Origin of the sequence: Pelotomaculum sp. PtaB.Bin117, assembly GCF_002067195.1 — a bacterium.
GTDB lineage: Bacteria > Bacillota > Desulfotomaculia > Desulfotomaculales > Pelotomaculaceae > Pelotomaculum_D > Pelotomaculum_D terephthalicicum.
In genome coordinates, this window is the sequence record NZ_MVQM01000168.1 from 60880 (window position 1) to 82961 (window position 22082).

Genomic DNA, 22082 nt, shown 5'->3' on the forward strand with positions numbered 1-22082 from the left:
ATACCGCTGTTTTAAGGAGATTACCATGAAATATATTATTTTGTTAGGCGATGGCATGGCTGATGAACAGATAAGCGAACTGGGCGGAATGACACCTCTGCAAGCTGCCGTCACGCCAAATATGGATTACCTGGCAGCCAACGGTGTGATCGGTACGGCCAGAACGATCCCGGAGGGACTGCCGCCCGGCAGTGATGTCGCCAACCTTTCCGTAATGGGTTACGACCCCCGGCAATACTACACCGGACGCTCGCCGCTGGAAGCCGTCAGCATGGGTGTCAACCTGGGTGAAAACGATGTGGCTTTTCGCTGTAATCTGGTTACTTTATCCGATAATGTTAAATATGAAGAAAAAGTAATGATAGATTATGGCACCGAGATCTCCACACCGGAAGCAAAAGAGCTGATGGAAGAAACAGAGCAACGCCTGAGCAACGACATTATTCACTTTTACCCCGGCGTCAGTTACAGACATCTTTTAGTCTGGAGAGGCGGACCTGAGCGGAGTGACCTTACGGCTCCACACGACATATCAGGCCGGCTTATCGCGGAATACCTTCCCAAAGGCGAAGGATATGAAACATTAATCTGCTTGATGAAAGAGAGCAACAAGTTTTTGCCGGTCCATCCGGTTAATTTAAAAAGAATAAGGAAAGGCCTCCGGCCCGCTACATCTATTTGGTTATGGGGGCAAGGAAAAAAGCCGGCATTGCCTAAATTTACCGATAAATACAGACTCACCGGATCAGTGATTTCCGCCGTTGATGTGATTAAAGGAATTGGTATTTGCGCCGGTCTGGAAGCGGTCGAAGTAGAAGGTGCCACCGGCGACATTCATACCAACTTCCGGGGCAAGGTCATGGCAGCTTTGGAAGAATTGAGGGAAGGAAAAGATTTTGTTTATATTCATGTTGAAGCGCCCGACGAAGCCGGACACCGGGGGGAACTGGCAAATAAGGTCAAAGCCATTGAAGAAGTGGATAAGATGCTGGCCGAGTTGTTAAAAGGGCTTAACCAATTTAAAGATTATAAAATTATGCTCCTGCCCGACCACCATACTCCGATAAGCATACGCACTCATTCCAGCAATCCGGTCCCCTTTGTGATATATGCAAATGGAGTTAATACTAACAGCAAAATCACAGCCTACAATGAAGAAGCCGCGATAAAAAGTGACTTATTTTTGGCCACAGGACCCGAGCTTATGGATTATTTTATCCGCGGTTAAACAGCGCCTTGGGGATGCGTGACGACAGCATAGTACTAAATGGGGAAGATATATATTATGGAGATTAGAGAGAATATCATAATATTGAAATATAAAATTGCATTTAAACAAAATATAAAAACAATACAATTATTTGACTGGCAATAAGATCTAGTATAAAATGGAAAGTATAGATTAAGTAGGAGTGGAGTTGGAATTAATGACTTATGAAGTATATAAACCTAAGACTGAGCAAGATTTAACTATATCTATTTCAAAAAATCACTTGACACTAAACAAAAAGCTTGCTTCAAAGCTGAATATGAGTCATGTCGAGTTGGCATATGATCAGTTAACAAAAACCATCAGAATAAAACCTACTGTTAATGACAAGGGGTTAACTGTCAACAAAAACAAAATAGGCGCCAGAGGTTTTTTAAAGCATTTTAAAATTCAATGTAAAGGCAAGTACTGCACAACTTTTGATGAAAACGAAAATGCTCTTTATATACGTCTGTAGTTTTTTTTAATGAATGGATAAAGTAAATATAAACCCAATATTACAAGGCCAATTAGGGTTAGCTTATTATTCAAATATCCGGCAATAGTTTGATAATTATGTCCAAAAAACATGCCGAGCATTAAATATAAGAATCCCCAGCCGAGCGCAAAGAGCGAATTATAGAAGAGAAAATACCCTATATTAATTCGACTGATACCCGCCATATAAGGAGTAAGGTTGCTTAGTCCAGGCAGGAACCTGCCAAAAATAATAAACGCAGGCGCGGAACGGTCCAACCAGCCCCGGGCTTGTTCAAATTTTTCAGGAGAAATCCGAAGAAACCGGCCGCCGCGCATAAAAAAAGGCTGTCCTAGCTTTCTGCCGATCAAATAAGCCGTTAATGAACCGGCAGTATAACCAGACAGCAGCGTTAACAGAGCGCTAAGAAAATTCATACGGCCCTGGTTGACCATGAAACCTGCCAGAACAACCATTATACCTCCAGGAAAAGGTATGCCCATAGCTTCAATTATGACTCCGGCCAGCAAACCTCCCAAACCAAGCGCGGACAGATAATTAAAAATCAAATCCAACAAAAATATCCCTCCTCCAACACATACTTAGGATGCCCGGAAAAAGGACTTTCTTTCGCAAACTGACGATTAAACCGGCTATCGAGCATTTCAAAGAGACAAAATATTGGCTAAGTGATACATTTCCACATCAATTGTTCTGGTTTGGATCAAGGCATCATCCAGATTAACGGCGTCAATTTCCCCTTTGCTTACACCAACCATCATTTTGGTCGCTCCGTTCATCAACAGTTCCACCGCCTTTGCTCCAAGCCTGCTGGCCAGTATTCTATCCGCGGCGGACGGCGAGCCGCCCCGCTGAAGATGCCCTAAAATGGTTACTTTTGTATCTATTCCTGTACGTTCTTTTATTTTTCGCCCGACATCCAAACCACCGGAAGCACCTTCAGCCACAACGATAATGCTATGCAATTTCCCCCTGCGAAATCCGCGCATGAGTTTTTCACAAATTTCATCGTAACTAAAAGGCAACTCCGGAATCAAAATTGATTCGGCGCCTCCGGCCAATCCCGCCGCAAGGGCAATAAAACCGCTCTGGCGTCCCATTACTTCAACTATGAAGGCACGTTCGTGGGAAGTAGCGGTGTCCCTGATCTTGTTTATCGCCTCAATGGCAGTATTTACCGCGGTATCAAACCCGATAGCCTGCTCTGTGCCGGGAATATCGTTGTCAATCGTCGCGGGAACACCGACGACCGGCAAGCTGTGCTCCAGATGAAAAGACCCGGCGCCCCGGAAAGACCCGTCGCCTCCAATAACTATTAGTCCTTGAATGCCAAAGCGCTTAATATTGTTATATGCTTTAGTCCGGCCTTCCGGAGTAAAAAACTGGTCAGAGCGGGCTGTACGTAAAATCGTTCCGCCTCTTTGCACGATGTCGGCTACCGAACCGAGATTCATCGGCTCCATATCGGCATCAATAAAACCGTTAAAACCACGCTTTATTCCAATAACTTCGAGGCCATGGTAAACAGCTTTGCGTACCACCGCCCTGATGCAGGCATTCATTCCCGGAGCATCACCACCGCTTGTCAACAAGGCGATTCTCTGCATTCGGACTATACCTCCACATAAATGAATATATTACGGATAGCACATAACTACATAACACAATTTATATTTAAATTTATATTTAAATGGAGTTAATAATCTCCAACGCCTCATCAACTTCAGATTCGGGCACAAGGATTTCTATTGAACAAGTATTGCCGGCTTGCTGCGGTCCTATAGCCCTCAGCTTTACTAAAAAACCCTCTACCGTTAAACGCTTCTCTAACTTGTCAGCTTCTCTCTTATTGGGAGCGATGTATACCACTGTCCACACATTAAAGCCTCCTCACATTTTGGCCGTCGTATGGTTAGTTTTTTCTACTCAGCCGGTCAGTATTCCTCTTTTTCTTTAAAAAAGTATACCCAGAGTCTACACCCTGGATATAACTCGCTCATTTAATCACCCGAGCGGATTCGTCCATGCCTGGTCAGCAATTCCACCCGGCCTCTAATTTTTATTGCTGAAGTATGCTCGGTAAACTGCGCGATCATAATTTCACCCTCGTCAAGTTTTTCCGAATGATGAAATTTGGTATCCCTACCCCTGGTCAAACCGATAATCGTTACCCCGTTATCAAGGGCTTTAATTACGACATATTCACCGGTAACAGCATCCCACGCATCCTGCAAAATAACCACTCCCTGAGTTTCCTTTATTTGCAAAGCAATCATAGCATACGTCTTTAAGCTTGGCAAGTATGCTTAAAAAGCAATAAAATCCTCCTCTTGCATCTACTGGTGCGGTATGACATTATAATTCAAGCAGACTGGGGAATTTTCCTTTTTTTCTCGCCGTCGCTTGTTCATTATCCGTCAATTCAAGACCGTCAATTATTCTTCTGACTTCAACACCGGACTGACCCAGCAAATCCACCAGTTTATTCACAACCGGCTTCGATAAGTCAACCCAGTATTCTTCCCCTGCTTTATACACTTTCTTTTCTCTTTCGAGATGAAAAAACACCGGTGATTTTCCCTGATAATTACTCAGAATCATCTGCACCTGGTCCAGCAAAGAGGAGGAGGCGCCGTCAATTATTATATGCACTTCACCAGCCAGATGGCTGTCAACGGTCGAGATCTCTTCACAGATCACTTTAACTTCTTCTCCGTTCCCGCTGACCTTCCCTTTAACCAACACCGCCTCGTCCACTTTAATAATCAGCTTGTTTGAGTTGTACGGCCGCGGGAAAACCAGCACCTCGACCGTTCCGGTCAGATCCTCCAGGGTTAAAAAAGCCATCGTGTCCCCTTTGCGGGTATTTATTTTTTTAAGCCCCGCGATTATACCTCCCAGAACCACCTGGCAATCATCAGGCAAATCGTTTATTTCCGCCGCGGTGGACGTAGTCAGCCGGTTTAGTACTTCGCGGTATTGTGATAACGGGTGGCCGCTGATATAAAGGCCCAGGGTTTCCTTTTCCAGCATTAGCAGCTGGCCTTTTGGGAATTCCGGTATCGCAGGAAGATCAATACTAACTGAATCTTTAGTGCCGTCGCCGAATAGATCCAAGAGGGAAAGCTGCCCGTTTTCCCGGTCGCGTTGAGACTGCTGCGCCAAGCCCAGCCCCGCGTCCACCGCCGCCATCAGCTGAGCCCGGCGGTGGCCGAGAGAATCAAAGGCGCCGCATTTGATCAGGCTTTCAAGCACCCTTTTGTTAATAACTTTTGTATCTAACCTCTGGCAGAAATTTGCGTATCCGCTGAAAGGTCCTTCCTGTTCCCGGTCCCGGATAATCGCCTCCACTGCGCCCGGGCCAACGTTTTTTAGCGCTGCCAGCCCGAAACGTATCTTCTTTCCGACGGGTGTAAAGCTCTCCCTGCTTTCATTAACATCAGGGGGCAGCACTTCAATCCCCAGCCGGCGGGATTCTTCAATATATGCCGCCACCTTGTCCGTGTTATCTTTCACCGAGGTGATCAATGCCGCCATGTATTGAACCGGATAATTAGCCTTCAAATAGGCGGTTTGGTAAGTAACCAGAGCGTATGCCGCGCTGTGTGATTTATTAAAGCCATACCCCGCGAAATATTCCATCAAGTCGAAAACCTGGCCTGCTATGTTCTTTTCGACATCGTTGTTCTCAGCTCCTTGAATAAACTGGGAACGCAGACCGGCAATAATCTCCGGCTTTTTCTTACCCATCGCCCGGCGTAAAAGATCCGCCTCACCAAGACTAAAGCCGGCCAAATCGCTTGCTATGCGCATGACCTGCTCCTGGTAAAGAATCACGCCGTATGTGTCTTTAAGAATGGGTACAAGTTTTGGGTGAAGATATTTAACTTTTGTCAAGCCATGCTTGTTTTTTATAAAATCGTCCACCATGCCGCTGCCCAGCGGGCCGGGACGATATAACGCGTTAATCGCTACAATATCCTCAAACACTTCCGGCTTCAAGTCTCTAAGTATGGCGCGCATGCCGCTGCTTTCAAGCTGGAAAACGCCGACTGCCTCACCTTTGCAAAGCATTTCATAAGTAGCCTGATCATCAAGCGGAATTAAATCAACATCAATATTAATTCCGGTGCTCTCAAAAATCAGGCGCACCGCGTCGCCAATTACCGTCAAGGTCCTCAGCCCCAGCAGGTCCATTTTTAACAGGCCGAGTTCTTCAACCGTTTCTTTGGCAAACTGAGTCGTTACCGGACCGTCGGACGTCTTGTACAAAGGGAGATAATGAGTAAGCGGATCTTGGGTGATCACCACGCCTGCCGCGTGAGTGGACGCGTGCCTCGGCATCCCCTCCAAAGCCGCGGCCATATCAATCAGCTTTTTTACCTCCGGTTTCTGATCATACAGCTCTTTTAATTCAGATACGTCGTTAAGCGCCTTTTCAATGGTGACATGCAGTTCAGCAGGAACCAATTTGGCCACCCTATCCACATCTCCATAGGGCATGCTTAACGCCCGTCCCACATCTCTGACTGCCATCCGCGCGGCCATAGTGCCGAAAGTAATAATCTGCGCTACTCTATCAGCGCCGTATTTCTGCACCACATAATTGATCACCTCGCCCCGCCGCTCGTAACAAAAGTCAATATCAATATCAGGCATGGATACTCGTTCAGGATTAAGAAAGCGCTCAAAAAGCAGCCCGTATTTTAACGGGTCAATATTGGTTATGCCCAGACTGTACGCCACCAGGCTGCCGGCGGCGGAGCCGCGGCCGGGTCCGACCGGGATCCCTTTTTGCCTGGCAAAATGGATAAAATCCCAAACAATCAGGAAATAAGCCGAATAGCCCATCTGTTTGATTACACCGAGCTCAAATTCCAGACGCTTTTTAATTGCTTCGCTTATGTCACCGAAAATTCTGCGGACGCCACGGTAACAAAGCTCCTCCAGGTAAGTGTCGGCAGTGTACCCCTCAGGCACCGCGTAATGCGGCAAAAAATATTTGCCGAAATCCATCTCAATATTGCAGCGACCGGCAATTTCCAGCGTATTCCGCAAAGCCTGGGGAATTTCACCAAAAAGAAGGTTCATTTCTTCAGGGCTTTTTAGGTAAAGCTCTTCCGACTGGAACTTCATCCGGCCGGGATCGTCGATACTTTTACCGGTTTGAATGGCCATCAGCACATCCTGGCTCTCGGCGTCTTCACGCCTGATGTAATGCACATCGTTGGTAGCTACCAGGGGGATATCCATTTCTTTGTGGATACGCAGCAGTTCCTTGTTGGCAGTCCTCTGCTCTTCGAACCCATGGTCCTGAAGCTCCAGGTAAAAATTTTGGGGGCCGAAGATTTCCCGGTAATAACCGGCCGCCTGCCTGGCCTTTTCATTCTCCCCGGCCAGGATTTTAGCGGCCACCTCTCCGGCGATACAACCGCTCAAAGCGATGAGCCCCTTACTGTAGCGGGCCAGTGATTCCTTGTCCACTCTCGGCTTATAATAAAACCCTTTGGTAAAACCCAAGGAAACTAGATTCAATAAGTTATGATAGCCCTCTTGGTTTTCAGCGAGAAGGACTAAATGGTTGTAGCTGTCATCAACGCGCGGAGTGCGGTCGTTCATGGTACGCGGCGCGACATAGACCTCGCAGCCCAGGATGGGCTTAATTTCAGCCTTCTGGCACGCTTTGTAAAAATCTATCACCCCGTACATCACCCCGTGATCGGTAATAGCCAGGGCGGGCATGCCCATCTCCTTGGCCTTCGCCACAGCCCCCTTGATCCGGGCCGCACCGTCTAATAGACTATATTCCGAATGAAGATGCAAATGGATAAACAAATTTCACCGTCATCTCTTTCTTTACAGTCGAATTTTTTTATTTACTTTCCCAAGTATCTGGGATTCAAAATATTTCGGGACAAACACCATTCCTTATTCTGACTCCTGTCTCCGGCTATTACTTTAACCCTTTAAAACCTTGCTGTCTTAGTGCCTCGTACAATACTACCGCGACCGAGTTGCCAAGATTGAGAGATCTGGCTTCACCGATCATGGGGATGCGAATTTGACTTTCCGGATATGCGTTGAGGATTTCCGCCGAAAGCCCCTTTGTTTCCTTGCCAAAGACCAACGCGGAATCCGGCTCATAAGAAACTTCGGTATAATAACGCGGCGCCTTCGTGGTAGACAGGTAAAACCTCCGGTCGCGGCAGTTTGCGGTAAACTCCTCAAAGCTGTCGTAATAAAAGATATCCACCAGATGCCAGTAATCCAGACCGGCACGTTTCAAGTACTTGTCTTCTGTCGAAAACCCCAGCGGACGGACAAGATGTAAAGCAGTCCCCGTCGCGGCGCAGGTCCGGGCTATATTGCCCGTGTTGGCCGGTATTTCCGGCTCCACCAGCACTATATGCAAGAGCGTTCCTCCTTTGGCTGATACTGACAGAATTCCGCCAAACAGCAGTTGCCGCAAGACGGCTTCCTTGCCGTACAAACTTTCCGGCCGTGGGCGATCAAGCGATGGTGTGCCGCCATACGCTGCCGAGGCGGAATATGAACGGCCAGTTCTTCCTCCACCTTGGCGGGATTGCCTGCTCTTGACAAACCCAGGCGACGGGCGATACGGTGGACATGAGTGTCCACCGGCAGCGCGCTCCCCCCGTAAATCACCCCTGATATTACTCCAGCGGTTTTACTCCCCACTCCAGGGAGCGACTCTAGTTCACTTCTGCTCCGCGGTACTGAGCCGCCATAACGTTTTACCAGTTCACGGGAAGCTTCTATAATATACCTGCTTTTATGGCGGTATAGTCCGCATCCTTTGATTTCCTCCGCGAGTTCTCCGGGAGACAACGCCGCGAATTCCTGCGGCGTGTTATATTTACTGAACAGCCTGGCGGTAACCCGGTTTACCTGCTTGTCAGTACATTGAGCGGATAGGATAACAGCTACCATTAACTCAAAAGGTGTTTTATAAACCAAAGCGGTACCCGCGTCAGGATAAACTTCTGCCAGGATATCCAAGATCTTATTAATTTTATCTTTTTTTTTCATCGCGCAAACCTTTTCCAGTAAGCTTTTGCTAAAATTCCACCCTGCTTAATGTCACTGCTGCTGATTTTTCCCCAATAAAAGCCCGTGAGCGATTTTAATGCATCTATTCATCACTACTAACACATTTTCTTTATTCGCCTGTTCAGCCGCATCTATATTGGACACGCCCAACTGCATCCAAATAGCCTTCGGTTTTAATAAAAGCGCTTCCTGCACAATCGCGGGCACATCTTCGCTGCGCCTGAAGATATTCACAATTTCCACATTTCCAGGCACATCCTTTAGAGAAGGATATGGTTTTTCACCAAGCACATCATTCTTTAAAGAAGGGTTGACAGGAATGATCCGGTAGCCGTGCTCCTGCAAGTATTTAGCTACTTTGTAACTGTCCCGCTCCGGTTTATCGGATAAGCCAACTACAGCAATACAGCGGCTATTCTTTAACAGTTCTTTAATTTCTTTTTCAATTGAGTTGAAAGGCAAAAAACAGCCCCCCCCTTGATTTTTAATGTCGCCAAGACTTTGGCACAAGCTCTGCAACAATTGCCATTGCTTATGCTAAATTGTAATTTAAAAATTATTTTAAGCTTTAAAGATCGTAAATAAACCTTTTTCATCCGGGTAATAATAAAAAAAGCTTTCAGATTAATTTTATAATGTTACAAAGCTTTTGCAAGGCTTATTATTTTTAATGGGGGGACAAAAATCAATGAATGTTTTGTTTCCATTGCTTTTTTTAGTTGTAATACTGGCAGCGGCAGTTATTTTTTTATGGCCATTAAGACGCAGCCGCAGCGTCAAAAAAAATGAATATGAAAACCCGTCGCCTCCTTTGTTTAATGAGGAGTTTGCCGAAGGGTTGAGTCTACCACCGGCTGATTTATCCGCGCAGCAACTCCAGTGTCTACCGGAGCCTGAACTGCCTCATTATTACGGTATAGACAGGATGGTTCTTCTCGCACGCGATCCGCACTGGCTTTTTGCTTATTGGGAGCTCACCGCAACCAAACAAGATGAATTTGCTAATCATTACGGGCCGGAGGCATGGTCGGCAACACACCCGGTTTTAAGAGTATATGATATAACAGGTATCGACTTCAACGGTAAAAACGCGCTCGGCTATACAGACATCCATATTAGTGAAAGCACAGATAACTGGTACGTTCAGGTGGGGGAACCAGACCGTTCATTCTGCGTGGACCTGGGCAGAATGTTTCCGGACGGCCGTTTTATTACTTTATTGAGATCCAACGCTGTCACCACTCCGCGGGCTTCTCTTTCCGATCGCCTGGACGAAGAATGGATGTGGATTGAAGGTCTGTACCGTACTATCGGCAAGTTTCAATTTGGCGTCGGTTCACCAATGATTGTCGAAGAACTGGCCATGCGCTCGGCTGGCTTACCCCTTGGCATAAGCTCACCGGGTTTTAAACAGGAAAAATAAAATAAAAAAACTATTTCATGTACGAATATCGTTAAATGTGAAAGGAGCATATCAATGCCCAGAGGTTATCTTTGTTTAGTATTGCACGCGCACCTGCCTTTTGTACGCCACCCTGAACATGAAAATTTCTTGGAGGAAAAATGGCTTTACGAAGCTATCACAGAAACATATATTCCATTAATTCAAGTTTTTGAACGACTTATTGAAGATAATGTCAAGTTCAGGGTAACCCTAACTCTATCTCCAACCCTAATCTCAATGTTTACAGACCCGCTCCTCCAGGAGCGTTATGTTCGGCATTTAGAAAAACTTATCGAACTGGCGGATAAAGAGGAAGGCCGCACATACGGCGGCCCCTTCCACGAGACCGCGCTAATGTACAAAAAACGCTTCCACGAGGCTATGTTTACTTTTTGTGACCGCTATAACCGCAATTTAGTTACTGCTTTTAAAAATTTCCAAGACCAAGGAAGAATTGAAATCATCACCTGCGCGGCCACGCACGGCTATTTGCCGTTTATGATGATTTATCCGGAGGCGATCAGGGGCCAGATCAAAACCGCCGTTGACTTGCACACCCGCCATTTGGGCCGGCCGCCGGCGGGAGTCTGGCTGCCTGAATGCGCTTTTGCTCCCGGCCTTGACGAAATATTAAAAGAATGCGGCTTAAAATTCTTCTTCACCGACTCGCACGGGGTGCTCTACGCTTCACACAGACCGCGTTTTGGTATTTTCGCGCCGATATATTGTCCGTCCGGAGTTGCCGCCTTCGGCAGGGATATTGAATCATCCAAACAAGTCTGGAGCACTCAGGAGGGCTACCCCGGCGACTTTGACTACCGCGAATTCTACCGGGACATTGGCTTCGACCTCGGACTTGATTATATTGGCCCTTACATCCACCCGGACGGGATCAGGGTTCACACCGGCATTAAATATTACAAAATTACCGGCAAGGTGGATTTAAGTCAAAAACAGCCTTATAATCCCAGGCAGGCTGATGAAAAAGCAGCTTTACACGCGGGCAACTTTATGTTTAACCGTCAGCATCAAATATACCACCTATCCAATTTGATGGACAGGCCGCCCATCATTGTAGCGCCTTACGACGCCGAGCTTTTTGGGCACTGGTGGTTTGAAGGGCCTAAATGGCTTGATTATCTCATCCGTAAAACAGCCTTCGATCAGGATGTCGTTGAAATGGCCACACCAAGCGACTACCTGCGGAATTTTCCCTGCAATCAGGTGGCCACACCTTGTTCTTCCAGCTGGGGCAACAAAGGCTATCACGAAGTATGGCTGTGCGGTTCCAATGATTGGATCTACCGGCACTTGCACATGGCGTCCGAAATGATGATATCACTCGCCAGTCAACACAGCAATGCCGGAGGGTTGTACCGGCGGGCGTTAAATCAGGCGGCCCGCGAACTTCTTCTGGCGCAAAGCAGCGATTGGGCCTTCATCATGAGTACCGGGACCATGGTTGAATATGCCGTCAAACGCACCAAAAATCACTTGTTGAATTTTTTCCGGCTGCAAAAAGAAATTAAAGGTAATTGTATTGACGAAGGATACCTTGGCAACCTGGAATACAGAAACAATATTTTCCCGGACCTTGATTATAGCTGGTACACCAACACAAACGAGCTTCCCAAAGCTGCTTCATTATAAAAAGTAAACGGCACAGGTTATAGGATTCGCCATACCCTTCCGTGCCGTTTACCTAGATTCATTTTGATTTTGTTACAGTGTTGCCACATACCCTTCCGTACCGTTCACCCGGATTTTCTGTCCGTCTTTGATCAGCTTCGTGGCGTTTTCCACGCCCACAACTGCCGGAATGCCGTATTCCCGCGCAATAACGGCGCCATGGGTCATCAGTCCCCCAACTTCGATTACCAAACCTTTGATGGATACAAACAGCGGGGTCCAACTGGGATCAGTGAACGCAGTGACCAGAATATCATTTTCTTCCATATGAGCGTCTTCCATTTTTAAAACGACCCGCGCGCGCCCCTCAATGACGCCGCTTGAAACCGGTACGCCTGCCAAGGCACCCTGGGGGATATTGCTGGTGTCATATTCACCGGATATCACTTCGCCCTCTGATGTCATCATCCGGGGCGGGGTCAGTTTTTCATATGCCTCGTACGCCTCTTTTCTGCTGTTAATAATGTGGTAATCCAGCTTATTGGTGCGGACAACTTCCCGGAGTTCCTGATAGGTAAGATAATAGATATCCTCCTCTTTTCTAATGACACTCTTTCGCACCAGCAAAGCAGCCTCCTTCAGCAGGGCCTGTTTATAAATATGGTAACGTTGAATGAAAGTGTATTTGGGATATTCCCGGTAGCCGATGAGATTGCGCAAAATGCTAATCATCCGCTTTGACTTTTTAACCTTTTGTCTGCCGCCGGGCAGCCGCTTCAGGCGTCTTAACAGGTCCCGCTCCTTAAGCTCTGCTTCCAGCCGTCTCTTCTCGAAAATGGCCCTATGAGCATCCGGCGCAAAGTTTTTGATATTGCTGAGAATCATAGGCACAAGCGCGGTCGGCCGCTCACTCCAGCGCGGCCTGGTGATATCGATCTCTCCGGAACAGCGCATGCCGTATTTATCAAGAAAATCCCGCATGGAGCCGCTGACAGCATCGCCGCCTTCCAGTGAGGCCAAATCCTCAAAAAAGGTCTTGTCATGGGCATGATGAAAATATTCCATCACTGCGGGATATTGCCGGACTGTATCCGCTACATCCAATAAGGCCAACCCCATTTCGGACGTGACATTGTTGGCTACCGATTGGGAAAGGGTGTCAGCTGCACTCTTTTCACCCAGCCACTTTTCCATTTTCTTATTGATCCAGTTTGCGGCATATAACCCGACCATAATTACAGCCAGGCTTCGTGCATTATACATAATTTCCTTTAGTTCCTTATGATCCTCTATAATAAAGGCAAACAGTTCATCTCCAGACAGGCCTGCGATCCTGCGCCGCAGCTCTCTGATAGACGCCTCATGGCGAGACATTAGCGTTTGCACTACGGCCGGGTCGTTTTGGCGGTAGATCTTTATAGCCTGAATGGGTAGCGCCCAGGAGAAATACTCTGTACCCATCCTGATGTATCTCTTTCCGCGCGCCAATGATTTTATAAAATCCTTCCGCTTCATTAGACTCAAGATAGCGTTATGCGTAAGAGGGTCATTTCTGCCCATAGTGCCGAGTACTATCTTTCGCCCCAGAGGAGAAGCTAAATCATGGGCCAAATCGAAGAACAGCCTTCCGCCGGCCTGACCCATGGGGACCTCATCAGACCCCAATAACTGAAAAAAAGAAATACCTAATGGTTTTATGGCTTCCGTCATCATCTGCTGGTGGCCCAGAGACATAAACACATGGTTTTTCTCATCGTTCACTTCCGGTATGGGGTATAAGGTGGTGATGGGGCGGCTCTGCACAATATAAAACTCATGTCTGGATGAAAGGGGACGGACCTCATCTGGGAGACTGGCTCCGGGGCCGGAGGAATGTCCCCGGCTAATGCACCATTCAATGTCCTGCGGGCAGGCAAAATAGGCCTCGATCCTTCGGCCCAGCTCTTCAAGCTGCAAAATCTGCTCATCGGTCAGCGTCTGCCTGTTCTGCTGTTCGGCGTCGATCTCCCGTTCCTCAATGCCGCCTTCTTTTAACGCATAGACGGCCAGTTTCTTGCTGGATATTTTCTTATTCACGATCCTGCCTTCCCGCACTTTGTAGATATCGGCATTCACCAAGCCGGAGACCAGCGCCTCGCCAAGCCCGAAGCTGGCGTCGATGGACAGCACCTTCCTGTTTGATGTGACAGGATCGGCGGTAAACATAATCCCCGCCGCCTCTGGGAAAACCATGCGCTGGATGACCACAGCCAGATAGACCTTGCGGTGCTCGAAGCCGTTTTGCATGCGGTAGATCACTGCCCGGTCGGTAAACAGCGAGGCCCAGCACTTGCTGATATGCTGCAGGATGGCATCTTTTCCTTTGATATTTAAATAGGTGTCCTGCTGCCCGGCAAAGGAGGCCAGGGGCAGGTCCTCGGCCGTGGCGCTGGAACGTACGGCATAGGCGTTTTTTCCCCCAAGCTTTAAGAGATGGCGCGCGACCTCTTCTTCTATATCCTTTGCAATGGATATCCTTTCGATAACCCCGCGAATCTTTCCGCTGATTTCAGTAATTCTTTCCCGATCTTCCAACTTTATTAACGACAGTTGCTCCAGCAGTGCATGAAACTCCTCGTTATGCCCAATTATTCTTTTATACGCTTCGGTGGTGACACAAAAGCCTTCCGGCACCCTTATTCCCTCAATCCTGGATAGTTCCCCCAGATTGGCGCCTTTACCTCCGGCCACTATGAGCTTTGTTTTATCGATCTCCTGAAAATCAAGCACATATGGATTCATACACATTTACCACCCTATTATTAGATGTCCGAATCAATCAGGTAATCATATTCTTCCACCCTTAAACTCCAGCAATTCCTTCCTTAGATTATTTTGACGACAAATGCCAAAATAAAAAAGGCGCGGTATACATACGCATCCTGCGCCTCGATTTGACAGGGAATACTAGAAATCCCTAATTAAACCCATCCATAACCATAATAATATTTAATCTACTAATCTACGAAAACAACCTCAACCCGGTCAAGGTATGTCATCAATTCATCAATCAGATTGTTTATTTCCGCGGCATCCTTATTCTTTGCGGCTTGTTCTATGGAGGCTCCTAAATCAGTGACGGCGTCAAAGCCATAGCCGCCGCCAACTCCTTTCATACTGTGGCCTAAAATCCGGATGGTCTCATAATCCCCCTTTTCTAAAGCCTCCTTTATAGATTTGCAGTCTTTCTGCCTGTTCTCCAGAAAAACTGGAATAATTTCAGCAAGGTCCTTATCCACACGCACAATAATCTTTTTATTAAATTCATTATTCAAGGTCTTTTATTTCCTTTCATATTTTATATATGCTCCCCGGTAAATTTATGGCACAGCACCCGGCAGTTCTTTCCAAAGATCTGCTTATACCTGCGGCATGCCTGTTCATTCGGGTTGATTACCACTATCTCACGCTCTTTATTTATTATGTTAAGCGCCCTTTTTATCGTCGTTATTATTGAAGTATCAGCCGGAGCAAGCGAATAACCGACAAAAACCAACCGGTCGGACAGGCTTATGGACTTTACCGCGCAATCCCAAACATTCTGCAATCTGCTGATATTATAAGATTTATAAAGAGTCGGAGCAATAATTATTGCCTGAGAACTATCACTCCCGCAGTTCAGGCAGGCAATTGAATACTTGTCTTTGAAGAGGAGGTGCGCAACTTTTTCATTATGTTCGGAAATTTCTCCGCAAAGGGGACAAAATGACCAGTTCAAGGAACCGTGCAGCTTGTAGAGAGGTATTTTCCGGCAATGATCCATGTGATTCAGATGGTTGCCATAGAAACCGTATTCCGGTTCATAACCGGTGGCTCGGATGGCATTGTCAAGAACAATATCGTAATTAAGAGAGATGAAAGTCGGGATCTCTTCCCCACCCCTGATTACCTCAGCCACAAAAGACTGATGCATGCCGTTGTATGAGGGAAGTGACTTGTCAAGAGTCATGCTGATTAATTTTACCAAAGCCGTTTTCAGTTCATGCAACCGCGGTCTCGGAAACCTGATTGAAAACGCCTGGTTTTGCAGCAGGGACCAGTCAACAATATTGAATATTTCTTCCAAGCCGGGAAAATCTTCAAGTTCACCGGAATGGCTTAGTACCTCCCCGGAACCATTAAAATGCTCAAGAAACTCCCAAACAACATCCAGCTCAGTACTATAATGCTCTTCCTTAAAAAACTTAAAGGCTATTTTGAGAAAATCGTGCAGCACCGGCGCGCCCTCCGCGGCCGACGCTCCCGCTCCAAAAACGTAAACAGTATTCACAAGAAATCTCCTAAATAATAAATGATATTTAATGATATATTCATTATAACCCATAATTGCCGAATTTGTGCCACGGAGTGAAATCTCATATTCTAACTCAGTTCAATTGAATCCGTTGCAATATATTTGTTCAGGACAGTCATGAAAGAATCTCGTGAATAGCCTGGCCCGGGATTGGTGCACTTATGTGGAGTAATATCATCATTTAACAGAAAACCATGCAGGATCTTTCACACAATTGTAGAATAAATATCTGCGAGGTGATCCCATGCAAAGTAAAAACACTCATGCGACATATGAAGCAATTCTTGACGCTTCTAACGATGCTCTAGTTGCGGTAAACAAAACCTGCATGGTTACTTTATTCAATCAGGCGGCTGAGAAAACCACCGGCTTAAAGGCGGCCGACGTGCTGGGCAAACCGTTGGCAGACGATTTTCCGGTTCCCGCCCTGCCACAAATGCTGCAGACCGTGCTGCAAACAGGCACTGCCGAGCTTAACCACCAATTGCAGAGCGGAGATCTCACCATTGTTGCAAGCTTTATCCCACTGAAAGACAGGCAAGGAAAAATAACCGGCGCGGCAGCAATCATGGGCGATATCACTTCATTAAGAAGCCTGGAGAGGCAGGTTGCAGAATTAAAAGAAACAAGGTCCCTGCTGGAAGCCATTCTTTACGCGACTGAAGACGCTATAACAGTGGTCAACGAAAAAGGAAACGGTATTTTAATCAACCCCGCCTACACGAAAATTACCGGTCTCACGGAGGCGGACGTGATCAACAAACCTGCTTCGGTAGCGGTGACCGAAGGGGAAAGCATGCACCTGAAGGTGCTGCAAACCAGGCAGCTGGTGCGCGGGGTCAGGCTTAAAATGGGGCCGATGAAAAAAGAAGTCGTGGTAAACGTAGCTCCAATAATTATGGACGGCATACTGCGGGGAAGTGTCGGGGTAATACATGATATTACGGAAATAATGCACTTGTCGGAAGAATTGGCTAATGTCAAAAAATTAATCCGGCGCTTGCAGGCCAAATATACTTTTGACGACATTATTGGCAATAGTGAGCCGATTCAGGCGGCCATAGCCCAGGCCAGACACGCTTCCGACACTCCCGCCACCGTGCTTTTGCGGGGAGAGAGCGGCACCGGCAAAGAGTTATTCGCCCATGCCATTCACAATGTCAGCGGCAGAAGCAAGGGACCTTTTGTCAGGGTCAACTGCGTGGCAATTGCCGAGTCATTGTTGGAAAGCGAGTTGTTCGGATACGAAGAAGGGGCTTTCACCGGGGCTATCCGGGGCGGTAAAAAGGGTTACTTTGAGGATGCAAGCGACGGCACGATTTTTCTTGATGAAATCGGTGATATGAACCTCGCTTTGCAGGCAAAAATTCTCAGAGTGCTGCAGGAAAAAGAGATCATCAGGGTGGGCGGCACCAGGCCGATACCTGTAAACGTACGGATAATCGCCGCTACCAACGCTAATCTGGAACAGAGGATCAGCGAAGGTACTTTTCGTGAAGATTTGTATTACCGGCTGAATGTTGTGCCGATTTTCGTGCCGCCGCTCAGGGTCCGCAAAGATGATATACCCTTATTGACAACCCACCTGGTTAAAAAACTTGAACATGAGTATAAACGAAAAATCTCTAAAATATCCCCGGCTGTTTTCAAAATACTGATGAATTACGATTGGCCGGGCAATATTAGAGAACTCGAAAATATGGTGGGAAGAACAATCATCAAAATGGATAAAAACGAAGAAATTATTTTATCGAGACATGTTCCGGAATTCATTATCAAAAGAACGTCTATGCAGCGTTCAACAGCAGACAACCGTTTTCCCAAACCGGCAACAGAGATCCATTGGGAAGGAAGCCTCGGCAACATGCTGGATATGACCGAAAAAAATATTTTGCTGGAAACCCTGCAAAGGACTAACGGCAATAAAACAAAAGCCGCCAACCTGCTCGGCATTGCCGTCAGGAGTTTGTATTACAAAATGGAAAAACACGGGTTGGCTTAAATCATCACTTCCTTAAACAAGCGCCACTCCAAATTGCTGAAAAATACTCATGCATGACTAATTAATTTGCAACTGCCTGCAATTATTGCAGGCAGTTTTTTTCATTTTCCTACCTCCCACTGAGATAATCATAAACACAGATCCCTTAAATACGGGGCTTTTTCTTCACTGTTATTAGTGGCACAGTAATTGCATTAATAACACAAGGGACATGGGGACATAAGGAACCAGGGAGGGGGACGAACATGTACAAGTTCCTTGAATTGCACAACCTTGATTCTATTTATTTCAGTAAGGTTATCGAATGTTGCAGGGAAACCTTTAACTATTCAATCAAAGAAATAAATTCTCTGATCAGCAAGCTGCAGGCCAATGAAAACGATCAGGTCAGAGCCCACATTATCTACGCTGATTGTTTAGGAGAGCTGCTCGGTTTTGCCATATTCTATTATTTCCCCAAGAACCAGGTTGGATTTATTGAGGCTTTGGTTGTGCTGGAGGGCTATCGCAACCAAGGTGTCGGCACTCAGCTATACGGTCACATGATGGATTTATTAAAGAAACATTACCCGCAATGCGCCGGCCACGTTCTTGAAATATGCCGTCAAAAAGAAAATTACCAAAAAAGAAAATCATTCTTTCTTAAACAAGGCTGCATTCCCATTGCGCTTGATTTTTTCTCTCTGGACCCGGTGGTAAGCAAATCAGGAATCAACATCCTCTACCATCCATACCGGCTTAATCAGACATACTCACTTAAAACAATGGAAGATATTTTCCGGGAAATGGCCATAAATCTGGTGCACACAATCACCGTGCCGTTCCGTTTCCGGCCGCGGGCCAGGAAAAGACTGGGTTAAAGTGTCCGTACCAATACTACGAAAAAAAGCTTAAGGCCGCCAGGAGGTGAACTTTTACGGCCTTTTTACAATACAACATCTTAACAATTGGAGGGGAAATAAATGGATTATGAAGTACTACCGCCGTCGCCAGGCAAACACAATATGGAGAACTATGAGGAGTTTTGCAAGAATTTCTCCTGGGAAAACGTTGAAAAAGAATTCAGCTGGTATACTACCGGCAAAGTAAACATCGCCTACGAAGCCATTGACCGGTGGGTAGACGAAAAGAATAAAGGCAATGACGCTGCGATACTTTATAGTGACACTGAGAAAGAAGTAACAGTTACCTTTGCCCAACTAAAAGAGCAGACCAACAAGTTTGCCAACGTCCTGACCAAGCTGGGAATCAAAAAGGGTGACCGGGTGTTTCTTTTTATCCCCAGGAGCCCGGAGATGTTAATAGCTTTCGCCGGTATCGTAAAAACGGGCGCTATCGCCGGACCGCTCTTTGAAGCTTTCATGGAAGAAGCCGTCAAAGACCGCATGCTGGACAGCGAGGCTGTGGCCATTGTCACTACCGTCGGACAAAAAAGCAGAATTAAAAAAGATGAATTGCCCAACTTGAAGCACGTGATCGTCATTGGAGCCGATGAGAACAACTTGGAGTCTCTTGAAGTTTCTTACGAAAAGGAAATGGCTGAGGCTTCCGCAGATTTTACACCGGTTTGGCTGACCAGAGAAGACCCGATGTTCCTGCTTTACACCTCGGGCTCTACCGGGAAACCCAAGGGGGTATTGCATACCCACAATATTATGGTCGGCCAGTACTTTACCATGAGAATCGCCCATGACGTGCAGGAAAACGATGTTTTCTGGTGCACCGCCGACCCGGGCTGGGTCACGGGTGTTTCCTATTCAGTATGGGGACCCTGGCTGGTAGGCAAAGCTACGATCATCAGAGGCGGCCGCTTTAGTGCCGAAGACTGGTATGCCACTCTGGAAAAATACGGTGTGACAGTATGGTACAGCGCTCCTACCGCCTTCAGAATGCTGGCGGCAGCCGGGGACGAAGTTGTTAAAAAATACAATCTGTCCAGCCTCAGGCATATCACCAGCGTGGGCGAACCCTTAAACCCGGAAGTGATCATTTGGGCCAAGAGGGTTTTCGACGTGCGTATTCACGAAACCTGGTTCATGACTGAAACCGGCGTAAATATGGTCTGCTGCTATGCGTGCGAACCAATCCGGGTCGGCTCGATGTGCAAACCGATTCCCGGCGTGGAAGCCGCCATTACCGATGACGAGGGGAATGTCCTGCCCCCGATGCAAATGGGCAACCTGTCCTTGAAAAAAGGCTGGCCGGGCATGATGGTGGAGATTTGGAAAAACCCTGAAAAGTATAACGAGTATTTCCAAAACGATCCCTGGTATGTTTCAGGAGACCAGGCTTTTATGGACGAAGACGGTTATATCTGGTTCCAGGGCAGGAACGACGACGTGATTAAAACCGCCGGGGAAAGGGTCGGCCCCTTCGAAGTGGAAAGCAAATTGGTTGAACACCCGGCAGTGGCCGAGGCCGGCGTTATCGGCAAGCCGGATGAGGTGCGCGGTAACATCATCAAGGCGTTTATCGCATTGGCGCCTGGTTATACCTGGAGTGATGAGCTTGATAAAGAACTCAAGCAATTCGTCAAATTAGGTCTGGCCGCTCACGCCGCGCCAAAAGAAATCGAAGTGCGGGACAAGCTGCCGAAAACCCGCAGCGGGAAAATCATGCGCCGGGTTCTAAAAGCTCAGGAAATGGGTTTACCGGTCGGAGATTTGTCCACACTGGATGACTAACAATAAAGAATCAAGCATGCGCGTAACTGCTTGATTATATGTTAAACGGAGGTTCCACCGTACGGTGGCGACCTCCGCTTTTCTTCTTAATTGGTCATGTGCTCCAAAACTTTCTCTGCATCCGGTAAACCAATCCGTTAGTTAACCGTCTTTTTTCATGCTAGCAACCAGCTCTCCCAGTACTTTACCGGCCTCTTGATAAGGTACCTGGCAAGTTCCCACCGTCTTGTGGCCGCCTCCGCCGTACTTTAACATAAGCGAACCAACGTCTGTTTTGGAACTTCTGTTGATAATGCTGCGACCAACGGCAAAGACACAATTTTGTTTATTCTTTCCGTCAACGACCCAAATTGAAATGTTTTGCTCCGGATAAAGAACATAAATCAAAAACCTGTTGCCGCTGTATATCGGGGCAACACCCCGGAGATCCGTAATAATTACCTTGCCGTCTGTATTTGTATACTTTTTCAGCATATCCTTGAACTTCCCGCTCTGTTCTTCAAACTGTTTAATTCTTTCCAGTACGTCAGGCACTTTCAGGATCTCATCTATTGACATTTTCCGGCAGTAGTCGATCATGTCGTCCATAAGCTGGTAATTGCTGATCCGGCAATCCCTGAAACGACCAAGGCCGGTGCGCGGGTCCATGATAAAAGAGAGCAGCACCCAGCCTTTTGGATTTAATATCTCATCAGCGGTAAACTGGCCGGAATCCGACTTGTCAACGGCAGACATCATTTCTTCCAAGTGCCCGAACTTCTCTTTGCCGCCGTAATAATCATATATTACTCTTGCCGCGCTGGGCGCCGGGCGGCTGTCTCCCTTGTACTTGTTTTTTAATGCCAGTCTCTCTTCCTCGCTGGAGTGATGGTCAAACCACAAGCCGCAGCCTGCATCGAAAGGCACATTGGCCAGCACATCGTTTTCCGTCACTTTGATCATGCCGTCTTGTATATCTTTTGGGTGGACGAATGCCCTGTCGTCGATTATACCCGCATCTTTTAAAAGAACCGCGCATGCCAACCCGTCGAAATCTGAGCGAGTCAATAACCTCACAATTATTTCACCTCGACATAATGTTTAATTTTAGTAAAAATTCTGCAAGAAAGAAACATTTCCTCCCAGGCAAGACAAGGATTTTCGGCGGGATAAGTATTCAGGCAAAGCATAA

At 47.0% G+C, this 22082-nt stretch carries 19 protein-coding genes; 7 read left to right on the plus strand and 12 right to left on the minus strand.

Going from position 1 to position 22082, the window contains the following annotated elements; genetic code table 11:
- Positions 1–25 precede the first annotated feature (25 nt).
- On the plus strand, positions 26–1228 hold the full coding sequence (locus tag A4E54_RS13515; protein WP_286726409.1) for a cofactor-independent phosphoglycerate mutase: 1203 nt from the start codon (positions 26–28) through the stop codon (positions 1226–1228).
- A 199-nt stretch (positions 1229–1427) separates the two neighbouring features.
- The gene (locus tag A4E54_RS13520) at positions 1428–1727 is read left to right on the plus strand and encodes a hypothetical protein (protein WP_240084098.1); all 300 of its coding nucleotides are present in this window, start codon (positions 1428–1430) and stop codon (positions 1725–1727) included.
- Here A4E54_RS13520 and A4E54_RS13525 read toward each other — a convergent pair.
- From A4E54_RS13525 to A4E54_RS13560, 8 genes are all read right to left on the minus strand, one after another.
- Positions 1712–2302, minus strand: a complete 591-nt coding sequence (locus tag A4E54_RS13525) for a DedA family protein (RefSeq protein WP_286726410.1) — start codon at positions 2300–2302, stop codon at positions 1712–1714. The two genes, A4E54_RS13520 and A4E54_RS13525, sit on opposite strands and share 16 nt — an antisense overlap.
- Before the next feature lie 90 nt (positions 2303–2392).
- Complete coding sequence (gene pfkA / locus A4E54_RS13530) at positions 2393–3355, minus strand: 6-phosphofructokinase (RefSeq protein WP_240084096.1); 963 nt, start codon at positions 3353–3355, stop codon at positions 2393–2395.
- A gap of 79 nt (positions 3356–3434) precedes the next feature.
- Entirely contained in the window at positions 3435–3626 is a 192-nt protein-coding gene (locus A4E54_RS13535; protein ID WP_240084095.1) for a glutamate decarboxylase, read from the minus strand.
- Positions 3627–3748: 122 nt separating this feature from the next.
- Positions 3749–3982 carry a trp RNA-binding attenuation protein MtrB gene (mtrB, locus tag A4E54_RS13540; RefSeq protein ID WP_240084104.1) on the minus strand — a complete coding sequence of 78 codons (234 nt, stop codon included), beginning with the start codon at positions 3980–3982 and terminating at the stop codon, positions 3749–3751.
- 121 nt (positions 3983–4103) lie between these two features.
- Positions 4104–7583, minus strand: coding sequence for a DNA polymerase III subunit alpha (locus A4E54_RS13545; RefSeq protein WP_240084094.1), 3480 nt, complete (start codon positions 7581–7583; stop codon positions 4104–4106).
- 118 nt (positions 7584–7701) lie between these two features.
- Positions 7702–8160, minus strand: a complete 459-nt coding sequence (trmL, locus tag A4E54_RS13550; protein ID WP_240084093.1) for a tRNA (uridine(34)/cytosine(34)/5-carboxymethylaminomethyluridine(34)-2'-O)-methyltransferase TrmL — start codon at positions 8158–8160, stop codon at positions 7702–7704.
- Entirely contained in the window at positions 8151–8798 is a 648-nt protein-coding gene (gene nth / locus A4E54_RS13555) for an endonuclease III (protein WP_240084092.1), read from the minus strand. Before nth ends, trmL begins: the two co-directional genes overlap by 10 nt.
- A gap of 51 nt (positions 8799–8849) precedes the next feature.
- Complete coding sequence (locus A4E54_RS13560) at positions 8850–9281, minus strand: CoA-binding protein (RefSeq protein WP_240084091.1); 432 nt, start codon at positions 9279–9281, stop codon at positions 8850–8852.
- Positions 9282–9507: 226 nt separating this feature from the next.
- Here A4E54_RS13560 and A4E54_RS13565 point away from each other — a divergent pair, with 226 nt between their 5' ends.
- Positions 9508–10242, plus strand: a complete 735-nt coding sequence (locus tag A4E54_RS13565) for a DUF4912 domain-containing protein (RefSeq protein ID WP_286726413.1) — start codon at positions 9508–9510, stop codon at positions 10240–10242.
- A 54-nt stretch (positions 10243–10296) separates the two neighbouring features.
- Complete coding sequence (locus tag A4E54_RS13570) at positions 10297–11913, plus strand: glycoside hydrolase family 57 protein (RefSeq protein WP_286726414.1); 1617 nt, start codon at positions 10297–10299, stop codon at positions 11911–11913.
- 72 nt (positions 11914–11985) lie between these two features.
- Here A4E54_RS13570 and ppsA read toward each other — a convergent pair whose 3' ends face one another.
- From ppsA to A4E54_RS13585, 3 genes are all read right to left on the minus strand, one after another.
- Complete coding sequence (gene ppsA, locus A4E54_RS13575; RefSeq protein WP_286726416.1) at positions 11986–14673, minus strand: phosphoenolpyruvate synthase; 2688 nt, start codon at positions 14671–14673, stop codon at positions 11986–11988.
- 215 nt (positions 14674–14888) lie between these two features.
- The gene (locus tag A4E54_RS13580) at positions 14889–15206 is read right to left on the minus strand and encodes an Hpt domain-containing protein (protein WP_240084087.1); all 318 of its coding nucleotides are present in this window, start codon (positions 15204–15206) and stop codon (positions 14889–14891) included.
- A 23-nt stretch (positions 15207–15229) separates the two neighbouring features.
- Positions 15230–16201 (minus strand): SIR2 family protein, encoded by a 972-nt coding sequence (locus A4E54_RS13585; RefSeq protein ID WP_286726417.1) that lies wholly within the window; start codon positions 16199–16201, stop codon positions 15230–15232.
- Between the two features lie 268 nt (positions 16202–16469).
- Here A4E54_RS13585 and A4E54_RS13590 point away from each other — a divergent pair, with 268 nt between their 5' ends.
- The 3 genes from A4E54_RS13590 (at position 16470) to acsA (ending at position 20911) form a co-directional block, all read left to right on the plus strand.
- On the plus strand, positions 16470–18227 hold the full coding sequence (locus A4E54_RS13590) for a sigma-54 interaction domain-containing protein (protein WP_286726418.1): 1758 nt from the start codon (positions 16470–16472) through the stop codon (positions 18225–18227).
- 245 nt (positions 18228–18472) lie between these two features.
- Positions 18473–19087, plus strand: a complete 615-nt coding sequence (locus A4E54_RS13595; protein WP_240084084.1) for a GNAT family N-acetyltransferase — start codon at positions 18473–18475, stop codon at positions 19085–19087.
- Between the two features lie 102 nt (positions 19088–19189).
- Positions 19190–20911 carry an acetate--CoA ligase gene (acsA, locus tag A4E54_RS13600; RefSeq protein ID WP_286726419.1) on the plus strand — a complete coding sequence of 574 codons (1722 nt, stop codon included), beginning with the start codon at positions 19190–19192 and terminating at the stop codon, positions 20909–20911.
- Between the two features lie 141 nt (positions 20912–21052).
- On the opposite strand, the gene A4E54_RS13605 is transcribed toward acsA, so the two are convergent.
- Positions 21053–21967: a DHH family phosphoesterase gene (locus A4E54_RS13605; protein ID WP_240084082.1), complete on the minus strand. Its 915-nt coding sequence runs from the start codon at positions 21965–21967 to the stop codon at positions 21053–21055.
- Positions 21968–22082 lie beyond the last annotated feature (115 nt).